Annotated in this window: 11 protein-coding genes; 7 read left to right on the top strand and 4 right to left on the bottom strand. The window is 35.8% G+C overall.

Going from position 1 to position 13,726, the window contains the following annotated elements:
- Nucleotides 1-12 precede the first annotated feature (12 nt).
- Nucleotides 13-813: a teichoic acids export ABC transporter ATP-binding subunit TagH gene (gene tagH, locus LCM23_RS12085; protein WP_224937172.1), complete on the top strand. Its 801-nt coding sequence runs from the start codon at nucleotides 13-15 to the stop codon at nucleotides 811-813.
- 96 nt (nucleotides 814-909) lie between these two features.
- Here tagH and LCM23_RS12080 read toward each other — a convergent pair whose 3' ends face one another.
- Nucleotides 910-3,012: a bifunctional glycosyltransferase/CDP-glycerol:glycerophosphate glycerophosphotransferase gene (locus LCM23_RS12080; protein WP_224937171.1), complete on the bottom strand. Its 2,103-nt coding sequence runs from the start codon at nucleotides 3,010-3,012 to the stop codon at nucleotides 910-912.
- Nucleotides 3,013-3,258: 246 nt separating this feature from the next.
- On the opposite strand from LCM23_RS12080, the gene LCM23_RS12075 reads away from it, so the two are divergent.
- Nucleotides 3,259-4,557 carry an O-antigen ligase family protein gene (locus LCM23_RS12075; RefSeq protein WP_224937170.1) on the top strand — a complete coding sequence of 433 codons (1,299 nt, stop codon included), beginning with the start codon at nucleotides 3,259-3,261 and terminating at the stop codon, nucleotides 4,555-4,557.
- Between the two features lie 61 nt (nucleotides 4,558-4,618).
- Here LCM23_RS12075 and murJ read toward each other — a convergent pair whose 3' ends face one another.
- On the bottom strand, nucleotides 4,619-6,154 hold the full coding sequence (gene murJ, locus LCM23_RS12070; RefSeq protein ID WP_224937169.1) for a murein biosynthesis integral membrane protein MurJ: 1,536 nt from the start codon (nucleotides 6,152-6,154) through the stop codon (nucleotides 4,619-4,621).
- A 99-nt stretch (nucleotides 6,155-6,253) separates the two neighbouring features.
- Here murJ and LCM23_RS12065 point away from each other — a divergent pair, with 99 nt between their 5' ends.
- The 4 genes from LCM23_RS12065 to LCM23_RS12050 all read left to right on the top strand — a co-directional run bounded on the left by LCM23_RS12065 (nucleotide 6,254) and on the right by LCM23_RS12050 (nucleotide 10,134).
- The gene (locus LCM23_RS12065; protein ID WP_224937168.1) at nucleotides 6,254-6,985 is read left to right on the top strand and encodes a WecB/TagA/CpsF family glycosyltransferase; all 732 of its coding nucleotides are present in this window, start codon (nucleotides 6,254-6,256) and stop codon (nucleotides 6,983-6,985) included.
- A gap of 77 nt (nucleotides 6,986-7,062) precedes the next feature.
- Nucleotides 7,063-8,169, top strand: a complete 1,107-nt coding sequence (locus LCM23_RS12060; RefSeq protein WP_224937167.1) for a glycosyltransferase — start codon at nucleotides 7,063-7,065, stop codon at nucleotides 8,167-8,169.
- Between the two features lie 144 nt (nucleotides 8,170-8,313).
- Nucleotides 8,314-9,363 carry an MraY family glycosyltransferase gene (locus LCM23_RS12055; RefSeq protein ID WP_224937166.1) on the top strand — a complete coding sequence of 350 codons (1,050 nt, stop codon included), beginning with the start codon at nucleotides 8,314-8,316 and terminating at the stop codon, nucleotides 9,361-9,363.
- 243 nt (nucleotides 9,364-9,606) lie between these two features.
- On the top strand, nucleotides 9,607-10,134 hold the full coding sequence (locus tag LCM23_RS12050) for a hypothetical protein (RefSeq protein ID WP_224937165.1): 528 nt from the start codon (nucleotides 9,607-9,609) through the stop codon (nucleotides 10,132-10,134).
- A gap of 256 nt (nucleotides 10,135-10,390) precedes the next feature.
- On the opposite strand, the gene LCM23_RS12045 is transcribed toward LCM23_RS12050, so the two are convergent.
- Complete coding sequence (locus LCM23_RS12045) at nucleotides 10,391-11,497, bottom strand: LCP family protein (protein WP_224937164.1); 1,107 nt, start codon at nucleotides 11,495-11,497, stop codon at nucleotides 10,391-10,393.
- Between the two features lie 88 nt (nucleotides 11,498-11,585).
- Nucleotides 11,586-12,224 (bottom strand): YigZ family protein, encoded by a 639-nt coding sequence (locus LCM23_RS12040; protein WP_224937163.1) that lies wholly within the window; start codon nucleotides 12,222-12,224, stop codon nucleotides 11,586-11,588.
- A 337-nt stretch (nucleotides 12,225-12,561) separates the two neighbouring features.
- Between LCM23_RS12040 and LCM23_RS12035 the strand changes: the two genes are divergently transcribed.
- Nucleotides 12,562-13,704 carry a sensor histidine kinase gene (locus LCM23_RS12035; RefSeq protein WP_095371820.1) on the top strand — a complete coding sequence of 381 codons (1,143 nt, stop codon included), beginning with the start codon at nucleotides 12,562-12,564 and terminating at the stop codon, nucleotides 13,702-13,704.
- Nucleotides 13,705-13,726 lie beyond the last annotated feature (22 nt).

Raw genomic sequence — 13,726 nt, 5'->3', positions numbered from 1 at the left:
GGAAGTGTTGATATGGATAAATCAGTTATAGTAGAGAATGTAACAAAAAAATATAAGCTGTATCAAAATCCCTCAGAAAAATTATTAGATATCATCTTACCTAAAAGTTATGGCGAGGATTTTTATGCTTTAAGAAATGTCAGTTTTGAAGCTAATAAGGGTGACATAATAGGTTTTGTAGGAGTTAATGGTTCTGGGAAATCAACACTCTCAAATGTAATTGCTGGCGTTGTACCTCAAACAGAAGGAACAATTAAAATTAATGGTCAGCCGTCTTTAATAGCTGTCTCTGCTGGTCTAAACAATCAGCTTACTGGTAGAGAAAATATTGAACTAAAATGTTTAATGTTAGGGTTTAGTAAGAAGGATATAAAAAACTTAGAACCAAGTATTATTGAATTTGCAGAGTTAGACAAATTTATTGATCAGCCAGTTAAGTCATATTCCAGCGGGATGAAATCCCGCCTCGGGTTTTCTATTTCTGTGCATACTGATCCAGATGTATTAATAATAGATGAGGCATTGTCAGTGGGAGATAAGGCATTTGCAGAGAAATGTTTAGACAAGATGAATGAATTTAAATCTCAAGGGAAAACGATGTTTTTCATCAGTCATTCAATAGGTCAAATGAAACAGTTTTGTGAAAAAGCTATCTGGCTTGAGTATGGACAAATTCGAATGTATGGAGATGTAAATAATGTCATTCCTGAATATGAAAAGTTTTTGAATGAATATAAAAAAATGACTAGTGAAGAGAAGAAAGAATACAGGGATAATTCATTAAAGAAACAAAGAGAATTAAATTTAGTTTAAAAAAGTTCATTTGTTCCTCTCTTGAGGAACAAATGAACTTTTTATTTTTAGATTATGGTGAACCCGAATACTATTTATGGGAATTTGTAATGTGATTTATTTGAACACTTCATCAACAATTTTTTCTGAAGCATTCCCATTTTCCCATGAACAGTACTTTTCGTAAAACGCTTCGTATTTTGGCAAGAATTCTGCCTGCACTTTATCGATATTTTGAATGGCATTAATTATTTCATCAGTTGTTTTCAACAATGGACCAGGTACTTCTTTTTCCATATCTATATAAAATCCCCTTAAAGTGTCACGATACTTTTCTAAGTCATAGGTATAAAACAATATAGGTCGCTTCAAGTTAGCATAATCAAAAAATACAGATGAATAATCAGTTATCAAGATATCTGATATTAAATACAAGTCAGCTATATCATCGTACTTCGATAAGTTAAATACAAAATCTTTAAAGTTACTTGTATCAATGTTATCAGCAATAAAATAATGCATTCTTAGTAAGATAACATATTCATCTCCTAGTGTCTGCTTCATTTTTTCAAGATCTAATTTTAATTGAAATTTATATTTTCCTGGAGCATAGAAATCATCATCCCGCCAGGTAGGAGCATAGGTGATTATCTTTTTATCTAAGGGAATGTTTAATTTTCTTTTAACTTTAATTGAAAATAGATCTTTATCAGGATGATGTAAGACATCATTTCTAGGATAACCAAATTCAAGCATTCTCTTTTCAAATTTAAATGCTCTCTTAAAAATGTCACTTGAATATTTATTTGCTGCTATCAAGTAATCCCATCTTCTAGATTGTTTATAAAAATGTTCTTTATACTTTGGATTTGCAGAATATACTTCATTCATATCAAACACTAGTTTCTTCAGAGGTGTTCCATGCCATGTCTGTAAGTAAATATTTCCTTCTCTTTTATTAAGGTGTAAAGGCATTCTGGAATTACTAACCCAATATTTGGAGGTAGCTAAGTAATAGTAATATTTAAGGCTAAACCTCTTAATTTGTTTTGCGTTACCTGGTATTCTTTTTCTTTCATTAAATATCCAAACAAAATTAAAGTCTTTATTATTCAGTAACATGTATTCATACAAATTTTTTGGACTATCGGAGTAATTTTTACCTAAAAAGCTTTCAAATACTACCGTCTTTTTCTTTAAAGGAAGTTTAGTTAATAGTTTTTTATACAGGAATATTTTAAATTTTGTACGGCCAGATAATGCAATTTTTATATCTTTTAGAATCCTTTCTAGTCTATTGTATACTTGAAACATTTTTTGATTATGCCTTTTTAGTTGAGTGATTTGTATGTTTATAAATGGATTATTTTGTTTTTTTATATCCTCCATCTTATCAAACGCTCTAATCAAATCTTGATATATTTCGAAGTCATTGAAAATGTTAAAATGGTTTTTTCTATAGTATTTTAATAATTGATTATCTAAAAATTCATTTATTATTTTGTTACTATGGTTTTTCAATTTTAAATTAATATATAAATTCAAAAAATCATGCGCTTGTATTTTTGTATCCATTTGCAGTAGTGAAGGATTACTGATTGGGTCATTTCTTAATCTAGAATAATAATGTGCCCCTTGGCAAACAAGAATAGAAGATGTTATATCTTCTTTGAGAACATTTACTATAAATGACATATCTGTATAAAAGTAAAAATCTTCATTGAAAATAATGTTATTTGCCTTAATCCAACTAGAGTCTAAAAGGCAGTTTAAAATAGATAAATCATTGAATGCTTTATTTACTTTTACATTTGTTATTAAATCTTGTACGGGATATTCATCTATTTCATCCACGTTTTTAATTCTAATTGTGTTACCAAAAATATAATGTGAATTGTTAATGTTAGATATGAGTTCTTTAAGTGTGTTTGAAGAAATCATATCATCACTATCAAGAAAATATATATATTCTCCAGTAGCATGGTCTAACCCCTTATTGCGAGCATAGCCAACTCCTTTGTTTTCGTTTAAATAAATTATTTTTACATTTGAGTATGTTTTATAAGGGTATAATGCCTCCTTTACCTTTTCATTAGTAGATCCATCATCTATTATTATAAGTTCGATATTAGAATAAGTTTGATTTAGAACTGAGGTAATCGAATCAGATAAAAACTCAGCAGTATTAAACACTGGTATGATTACCGATATTTTCTTCATTTTAAAGTTCTCCTTTTAATTTAATCCTATTTATTTTAACATTAATTTGTTTATAAAATGTAAATGCCATAAAAAATCAAAAATTGTAATCAATTAGTTAAACATTGATAATTAAACAAATAATTGATAGAAAAAAGATAAGCGGTAAGATACTAGAATTATACTTCTATTTTTAACACCTCCTATAGTAAAATTCCAAATTTCCCATATAATAAATACAAATTCCACCAAAGAGGTTGTTTATTTATGCTGAAGACTGAAAAGAGAAATAAGGTGTTGTGGCTGAGTATGCTTTTTTTGTTATTACAGCCAATTATTGATGTGCTTACATCTTTGTCTATTCGTTTGAATGATCAAGCATTTACGCTTGGTTTAGCGATGCGTTTTTGTTTTTTATTATTTATATGTGCTTACTTATTATTTACATCATATGTAAGAAAACCCGTGATTTTAGGCTATCTGTTGTTATTTGGCTTGTTTATTGTGATTTCGATTGGGGTTCAGTTTACGATGAAACCTGTTTTTATGTGGGGACCTGAGCTGAAATGGTTAATGAAAAATGTTTATTTTGTTGTCTGTTTTCTATTCTTTCTAGTGGCTTTTCGCAGAGGGTTTAGGATTTCTCCGCTCTATTATTTGATGATAGCTGTGATTTTGACTGGGGCGATGATGACGGTGGCGGGGCTTTCTGATACTGCGTTTCCTAGTTATGATTATTGGAAGAGTGGTCATGTTGGCTGGTTTTATGCTGGCAATGAGATTGGCGCCATTTTGGCTATGGGGTTACCGGTTGTATTGCATTTTGCCATAAAACGTTCGTGGTGGTTAATGGTAGGATTACTCACGGTTATGTATGGGTTGCTGGCTTTAGGGACGAAAGTGGGTTATGGGGCGATTTTGATTACATTGCTTATCAGCATTGGTACCTCTATTGTTCTTTGTTTGGTAAAAAGAGAATACATACAAAGAACTAAATTAGTTACACTTGGCATTTTGTTTGTTGTTTTTATTCTTATGACACCATATACCCCAGTTGCCCATAACATGGAGCTACAGCTTGATTGGCTTGGTGTTTCAAAAGAAGAAGGGAAAACACAAGTGATGACAAGTGAACAGAAGGATAACATCGTCTATAGCGGCAGGGAAACTTACTGGGAAGAGTATCAAGCTTATTTTCAAGAGGCGCCTTGGATGCAAAAGCTGTTTGGCATGGGTTATGGTGGCAACTTTACGGATGAAGCCAAAACGATTGAGATGGATTTTTTAGATTTATTCTATTCCTTAGGAATGATAGGGTTTAGTTTATATTTGCTGCCCTTTGTCTATATGCTTTGGCAATTGATTAAACAAGCATTTCAAAATATGAAACGATTGATGGACTTAGAGGTCATTTTAGTACTCACTGGAATAGCTCTAGGTCTTGGGGTCGCTTTTATCGCTGGTCATGTATTAACAGCACCTGGTGTGAGTATTTATTTAGCTTTACTAATGGCTTGGCTAGCCTGTGGAATCCAATCCGTGCGGCTTGAGAATTCTATGAACTAAGAATTCTCAGCTGCAAATTTCGAATGAACGCATTTTTTAAACAAACGTTTGATTGATTCTGTTAGGGCTTTCTCTTGAGTGTCCTAGCCCATTCAGCGAACTTTTCCATTTCGGATATTCTCAATAATGTAGCCACTAGTATAGTGAAAATGACGGCTGTGAAGGTTGTCACTGATATCGACAGCAGTGCTGGTAAGTAGGAATGATAGAGCTTATGTAAGCCGAAAAGACCGCCAGTTACGAGTAAGAACATCGTGAATACTTTTCCTTGAGAAAATAATAAATCCTTCATCTCTTGTCTCGGTATGTCTAATTCCTTCCGTAAAAAATATAGCAAAACAACCGTCTGTGAGACCATGCTGATAGAAGTAGCCAAGGCTACACCACCAATACCCATTAAAGGTGTTAAAATCAAACTAAAAATGATATTGACGATAATAGAGACGATTGCAGCTATCATGGTCATTTTCTCATTTTGTAAGGCAATAAATGAGCGATTTAAAAATTCCTTTAATGCGATGGCGATCATACCGATTGTATAAAAGAAAAAGGCAATGCTCGTTATAGTAGTAGCGTTCGTATTGAATGCGCCTCTCTCATAAGCTACTTCAATCAATGTCCGGCTTTCTATTAACATGACCGCACTAATAGGTATGCCGACTAAGCTAATAATCGTCATACCGCTAATGATTAGTGGAGTAAGCTCATTCTTATTCTCTGCCGCCGTATCAATAATGGATGGAAACAACACGGTGATAAAGGATAGGAGAATGATACTTAACGGCAGAAACATCAGCTTGTTTGCATAGTTTAAGGCTGAAACGCTACCATCTATCAGTCCAGATGCAAAAAAGCGATCAATGACTGTATTAAACTGAAAAGCAATGGACGTAATAATTAATGGCATAAAAGAAAAAAAGGTTCTTTTAATGAATAGAGAATAGGTTTTAAAATGAAAATTAAGTCGAATTACTTTATACTTCTTTATAAACGGGTATTGTACAAGAAATTGACTAATGGCTCCTAACAAAGTGGCAATGGCTACACCGTATATCCCATAGAACTGTGAGAGTACGACAATACTAATGATAATCAGGATGTTTTGCGGGATGGCTCCCATTGCGGGTGGTGCGAATTCCTTTTCGTATTCTAAAATGCCTGTTGAAACGGCAGATAAAACGTAGAAGCAGAAGCTTGGTAGCATGATAATCGTTAATACATTTGTTACATACCACTGTTCTTCGGTGAACCCTGGTGCCATCCATTGGGTAATGATAGGGGTGAATAGAATTGCGATGACAGTAATCACTAATGCAAGAATGAGGAATACAGTCGTAAGTACCCCTACTACGTTTCGTGCTTCTAGTGAATGCTGTTTTTTTAATTCAGCATATAGAGGGATGATACCAGTTGTAATGGACATGCCAACTGCTGAGAATAATAAAACAGGGATAATGGATGCTACAAAGTAAGCATCAGCCACTGTTGAAGTACCGAAATAAGAGGCCATAAGCAATTCTCTTACAAAACCTAGAACCTTACTAATGATTGCAATACCTGTTATGAGTCCCGCAGCTTGGATAAGCTGTTTTTTCATCATGAATCTCCTTTAAGGAAAAGTGCTTTTTATTATTAGTATAATCAGAACGGTGTAAACTAAAACACCGACTATTAAGATAAAGATTGAGGTTATAAAATGAGTCATGATTACGTAAATATACTTGGGGTTCCCTTTATTAATACAAGCTTTACAGAAATGGAATCCATTTTAACCAACCATATAGATAAACAAGAAAAAACATTTGTCGTGACAGCGAATCCGGAAATCGTTATGTATGCCAAAGAGAATAAAGATTATCAAAAGATTATTCAATCAGCTCATTACGTGGTGCCTGATGGTAATGGGATTCTACTTGCTGCGAATATGCTTCAAAAGCCGATAAAAGAGCGTGTAACAGGCTTTGATTTAACAATGTCCTTATTAGATGAAGGAAATAAAAAAGGCTGGCATGTATATCTTCTCGGAGGAAGGGAACAAGTAAATAAAAGAGCAGCTGAAAATATAGAAAAAGATTATCCGGGAATTAACCTTGTCGGTAGACATAATGGTTATTTTGATTGGGAAGATGGGCAAGTGGCTGAAGAAGTAGCAGCTTTAGCGCCAGATATCGTCTTGGTTGCTTTAGGCTTTCCACGTCAGGAAGAATGGATCACCACTAATTATCATCGCTTCTCTAAAGGGTTATTCATGGGGGTCGGTGGCACGATTGACATTATATCTGGTGAAATGAAACGAGCGCCAGAATTTTGGCAAAACCTTAAGTTAGAGTGGTTTTACCGCCTATTGAAGCAGCCCTCTCGTTGGAGAAGGGTGCTCGTTTTACCTCAATTTGTGAAGCAAGTACGGCAATCCAGAAAGCGAGATTGAAGTAAAAATCCCTAGAATCTGCAACTATTTTCTAAGCTGTTCCGTCTGATACTATGAAGAAGGATGGAATATCAACGATGAAAGTACTCCATTTAAATGCAGGGAATGATACAGGTGGGGGCATGACACATATTCTTGATTTATTAGAGAATAGTGACCCTTCTGTTTTTACGCTAGGGATTTTTGAACCTGGACCGATTTATCAGAAGGCATTACAGCGAGGGATTCGCGTAAAGCTTTTCGCTACGAAAAAAAGATATGATCTATCAGTCATTCAACGTTTAAAGAAATATATTGAATCAGAACAAATGACGATGATTCATACACATGGTGCGCGAGCAAATCTTTATGGTTATTTGCTAAAAAAAACCTACCGAGAATGTAAGTGGGTGACAACATTACATAGCAATCCCTATGATGATTTTCTTAATCGGGGCTTGAAAGGAAAAGCCTTTACTAAGTTGCATTTATGGCTTTTGAAGCACCCTGATTATTATTTCGCCATTTCTAATCGTTCCAAAGAGCTCTTGCTCTCACATGGTGTGGATGGGAGTAAAGTGAAGACTATTTTCAATGGCATAGATTTTAATAGACAGATGCAGTCTTGTACGCTTGAACGTAAAGGGTTAGGGCTTGAGGCGAATGATTTTGTAATTGCTATGGTGGCGAGACTCACACCTGTAAAGGGCCATCGGATTGCCTTAGAAGCCATCAGCCGTGTCATGGCTAAAGCACCTCAGGTCAAACTCCTTTTAATAGGAGATGGCTTTTTAGAACAAGAATTAAAAGCTTTTGTGAACAACAAAGGATTAGCTAAACAAATTAAATTTCTAGGATATAGACAGGATATTGATGCCTTATTACAAATTTCAGATCTTCATCTATTATCATCATTAAGTGAGAATTTTCCAATTGTCTTATTAGAGGCAGCAAGAGCGAAAAAGCCGGTGATTTCGACCGATGTTGGTGGGGTCTGTGAATTGATTCCATCGAAAGATTATGGCTGGCTTGTTCCAGTGAAAGATGTCGACGCATTAGCGCTAGCAATTGAAGAGGCGATCAATGCCCATTATGTAGGTTCCTTGAAAAAAATCGGTGAAAATCTCTATAAACATGCATCAAGGTGGTTTAGTGTGGAGCATTTTCGGGAAAATGTGATGGACGCCTACAAAAATTGGACATAAATATTGCGGATTTTGTCAAAAAAAGTACCTTTTTAAATGGTACAACTATGATATAATAGGTTCGATATACAATTGTACGAATTTGTAAATTATGCCTGGTTCCAAGTGTGAAAGAGGGGCATGCTATCCATAAGGAGGGTCTTTATGATTTATTTGACCTTAATATTATGTTTTATATGCTCCGTTCTTTTAACACCGCTGGTAAAACGACTGGCCTTTAAGATAGGAGCAACAGACAAACCAAATAATCGAAAAGTCCATGAAAAAGTGATGCCTCGTTTAGGTGGTTTAGCGATTTATTTAAGCTTCATGCTCGGTGTGCTAATCTTCTCACCAAATAAAGAAGTGCATATCCCGATCATGGTCGGTGCATTTATCATCGTTATAATCGGTATGTTAGATGATAAATATCAATTACCTGCTAAGTATAAATTGATAGGGCAAATTGCTGCCGCATTAATCGTAGTCTTTTGGGGAAATGTGGAAGTTGAGTTTATTAACAACCCATTCTTTGGCGATAATCGGATCGACTTTGGTTATTTTGCTATCCCTATTACAATCTTATGGATTGTTGGTGTGACGAATGCAATTAACCTAATTGATGGGCTTGACGGATTAGCAGCTGGAGTATCATCGATTGCGCTATTTACGATTGCTGGGATGGCTGTATTCATGGGGAATACGTATGTAATTGCCATGGCTTCTTTGTTAATGGTAGCTACACTCGGGTTTCTTGTCTTTAACTTTCATCCAGCGAAAATATTTATGGGCGATACAGGGGCTCTCTTTTTAGGATATATGATTGCTGTCTTGTCATTGCTCGGCTTTAAAAATGTAACAGTGATTTCGTTTATTATCCCTATTTTAATTTTAGGTGTCCCATTATCCGATACGATTTTTGCGATATTTAGAAGGATCTTAAACAAACAACCGATATCAGCACCAGATAAATCACATCTCCATCATTGCTTATTGAATGCAGGCTTTACCCATCGCCAAACAGTCTTATTAATTTATGCGATGGCAGCTACTTTTGGCATGATTGCCATTATCTTCTCTCAAGCAAAAGTATGGGGAGCCATCTTACTAATAGCCGTTGTCCTTGTCATGCTCGAATTATTTGCCGAATTGATCGGTCTACTCGGCAAAGACTACCAGCCCCTATTGAAAAGACTCAAAGGAAAAGGCAACTGATACAAAAGCTAACCATTTTGGTTAGCTTTTTTTTGTAGATTAAGAGGTTGATAAGGTTGATAGAAAAAATTTGGTAGTAAAGCTTTACCTAGAGCTATTGGATAACTATATTGGTGGGCGAGAACTGTTTGAAGAAATGATGCGGAATAATAAATGCTCATGAATGTTGCGAAATAGAACGTAGAATGGTAACTGTGCGCAAGACTTGAGAGGTAATAGGAGAGAATTGCGAACAAATGGTATATGCGCGCAAAAGTGAGAGGGGACAGACAGGGAACTGCGCGTAAATGGAGTATACGCGCAAAAGAGAGAGGGAAAAGACAGGGAACTGCGCACAAGCGGCCTATACGCGCAAAAGAAAGAGAGAAAGATCACGGAATTGCGCGTAAGCCGTGTATACGCGCAAAAGAGAGAGGGAAAAGACAGGGAACTGCGCGCAAGCCGTGTATACGCGCAAAAGTAAGAGAGAAAGATCACGGAATTGCGCGCAAGCGGTGTATACGCGCAAAAATGAGAGGAAAAAGCCAGGGAACTGCGCGCAAATGGCATATACGTGCAAAAGTAAGAGAGAAAGATCACGGAATTGCGCGCAAGCCGTGTATATGCGCAAAACAGAGAGAGAAAAAAGCCAGGGAATTGCGCGCAAATGGCATATACGCGCAAAACAGAGAGAGAAAAAGCCAGGGAATTGCGCACAAGCCGTGTATAAGTGCAAAAGCCAAAAGGAGAAGGCTGAGAAGTGCGGGAAAGCCATGTATAAGTGTAAAGTAACAAGAAACGGAGATGCATGTATAAATTCCCGTACATTCTTATAAAAAGGCTATCAAGCTTTATAAGGTGCCCCTTTAATTGAAGAGAAAAAAATAGAAAGAAGTCTGGACAAACAAGAAATGCCCATACCACTAGCTAGAAAATAAGAGAGAATGAGCCCACCTAAAAGAGAACCACAACAGTATGAGTAAGATGTGTCTGAATAAAAACCCCCAAACAATTTTTTGTTTGGGGGTTTCTATAAAGAATAATTCTATTAATATTCGTTATTATAACCAGCTTCACTTGATTCAGTAGAAATTTCGCCGTCTGTTGAACTCTCGCCATTTGTCGGATCAGTAGATTCATTTTGTCCGAGGTTCGTAGTCCCTAAATCAAGATGGCTTTGTAGTTCTGAAATAACTTCCTGTAATCCAGTATCATCTATTTGATAATAATACACACGATTACCATTAGAGTTTGGTAAGTACATATCTTGACCTTTGAGATTGAGCATTTCAATATCTGGTGTCATGCCACTAGAAGTCGCATAACTAATAAGTGATTTCATTTGGTCGAAGGAAAGGTCTGTTTCCATATTGTTTCCGACTGCTTCGATGACATCCCCGTATTTCGAAATAGCATCTACTGATACGGCTTTTTTCATCATCGCTTTAACGATTTCTTGTTGTCTTTGTCCACGCATAATGTCATTATCTTGCTTTCTCGTACGTGCTAGCGCTAATGCTTCTTCACCATTTAATGTTTGTAAGCCCTCTTCTAATTGAATAGCCCCTGCGTTGTCATTTGAGTCTTGCTCAGATAAGGCATAAGGTACTTCTACTTCCACTCCACCTAGTGCATCAATGATCTCAATGAATGCATCAAAATTTAACTTTAAGTAAAAATCAATGGGGATATCGAGTAGCTGCTCAACCGTTTCAATAGAAGTGAGTGGTCCGCCGTGAGCGTGAGCATGGGTGATTTTGTCTTGATAACCAAGCTTAGGAATCTGAACATAAGAATCACGAGGGATGCTTAATAGTTTAATAGATTTTGATTCCTTATTAAATGTTGCGACCATTAATGCATCTGAACGCGCTGAATTACTAAAACCCCGTTTACTACTATCATCGACTCCGATAATGAGTAGTGAAAAGTTATCAACATCAGGTTGTACAGCTACATCTCGCTTGGTTTCTCTTTCTAGTGGGTTATATGTGCTGTTCATCGCTGTCTCTGCTTTATTATAGAGATAGGCACCGTAGGCAGTGGCACTTAGGGCAAGGACTAGTAGAGGAAGAAGGATAAATGCGAAAACACGTCTTCTGCGCTTCACTTTACGTCTCCTCACCTTTTGGGCATTACGACCATCATAAGACATATGATTGCTCCTTTATTAGTAAAAATTTAATCGATTCTTTACATAGTTAATGTTTATTTTACAATGGATTTGCATATACGTAAAATATTTACTCAGAAATTGTCGATTCTAAATATAACACGTCACCTTCAGTTATTTCTGCTTGTCCATTTGTTAATTCGATCATCCAGGCATTGAAGTTAGCTGTTTCTTCATCTTTTACATAAGTTTCAATTTCAACAAGATCGGCATAATGGATTTCTTTTATTGGATAAATGGAAGCACGTAATTCATTTTCGAGTTTTCCAAGAAAGGTATAATCAACTTTTGTATGCATGATGCGCATTAGCTTTCTTTCAACAATACCTGTAGCAAGTAAACCTTCGGATGTAGCTTTACCGTAAGCGCGAATTAAACCGCCGGCACCAAGTTTAATCCCACCAAAATAGCGGGTGACTACCACGACGGTATCCTTTAATTGTCTCTTTTTTAACACTTCAAGCATCGGTACACCAGCTGTACCACTCGGTTCACCATCATCGTTAGCTTTCTGAATTAAATCATGCTCACCAATTAAATAGGCAGAACAATTATGAGTGGCATTCCAGTTTTGCTTCTTTATTTTCTGAATAAATGCTTGCGCTTCTTCTTCTGTTTCTGCTCGGTCAATATATGCAATAAATCTAGATTTTTGTATAATAATTTCATGTTCCCCGTAACCTTTGACGGTATGATATTGTGGAAGCAAAAATATCGCTCCTTCCTGCAAGTCTCTTCCTATTATAATTCGACAATCTTCGGAAAACATAAATATTAATAGATTGTAAACAAACTTTAATATTGTCGAATCGTTGAAGTGATATAATAAGTATGTATCTGAGGATAACTATAGATATTGCCAATAATCCTCTTTTTTTAACATAAAATTAGGATATATGACATATAAAAAATTTTCAAGCGTGCGACTATTTATCGAATTTTGTGTCAAATGGTATTATTTTCTGCCGCTACACATGGTCGAATACCGCTTTTCAAGGTAAAATAAGGAATAGCAACAACAGGGTATACCCTTGGAGGAATCGCGAATGAGTATAAAAAAATTTGATACGAAGTCGCTCGATTTAATTTTAGAAAAAATGATAGAAACGGTCGGTACGAGTAAGAATGAAATTTTCCGGATTGGTGAGCAATGTCGAAAAGATTATGAGACCTTAACCGAAGAACTGAAAGATGTTAAGGTAATGGTTATTAAAGTCATTGATGAAGGCGACCGTTTAGAAAGTCAAACACGTTTTGCGCGTAAACGATTATCTGAAGTCAGTATGCATTTCAAAGATTACACGGAAGCGCAAGTACGTGATGCATATGAAAAAGCCCATCAATTACAAATGGATCTATCGATGAATCGGCAAATGGAAAAGCAGCTTCGTGACCGTAGAGACGACATTGAAAGAAGATTAGTGGGCGTTAGTGATACGATTGAGCGTGCCGAGCATTTAATTTCCCAAATTACTGTTGTCATGAACTACTTGATGAGTGACATCAAGCAAATGGGTGAGATGCTTGAAGATGCGAAGATGAAACAAGAATTTGGCTTACAAATCATTGAGGCGCAAGAAGAAGAGCGTAAAAGGCTCTCACGTGAAATACATGACGGCCCGGCGCAAATGATGGCGAATGTGATGATGCGCTCTGATTTGATTGAACGTGTTTATAAAGAGCGTGGCACAGATGAAGCCATGGAGGAAATAAGGAATTTAAAGAAAATGGTCAGAAGTGCTTTATATGAGGTCCGTAGAATTATTTATGACCTGAGACCAATGGCTTTAGATGACTTAGGTCTTGTTCCTACATTAAAGAAGTATCTACAAACAATCGAAGAATATCATAATTCGACCAAAATCACTTTCATGAATGTTGGTAAAGAGGTTCGTTTACCAAGTCAATATGAAGTGGCGCTATTCCGACTCATTCAAGAAGCTGTGCAGAATGCGATGAAGCATGCTGATGCAGAAGAGATTATTGTTAAAACTGAAATTAATAATGAAAGAATAGCAGTCGTAATTAGAGATAATGGTAAAGGGTTTGATATTAATAAGAAAAAAGCACAATCCTTTGGTATTATCGGCATGAGAGAAAGAGTTGAACTTCTGGAGGGCCAGCTTTCGATAGATTCCAATATTGGTAAAGGCACAATTATTATTATTCAAGTACCTTATATGAAATAATAGTTAATTGATGTTGAAACTG

The organism is Cytobacillus kochii (assembly GCF_020171845.1).
In the GTDB taxonomy this organism is placed as follows: Bacteria; Bacillota; Bacilli; order Bacillales; family Cytobacillaceae; genus Cytobacillus; species Cytobacillus kochii.
Note: the sequence above shows the minus strand (reverse complement) of the source record. Positions and strands in the feature narration are given on the sequence as shown.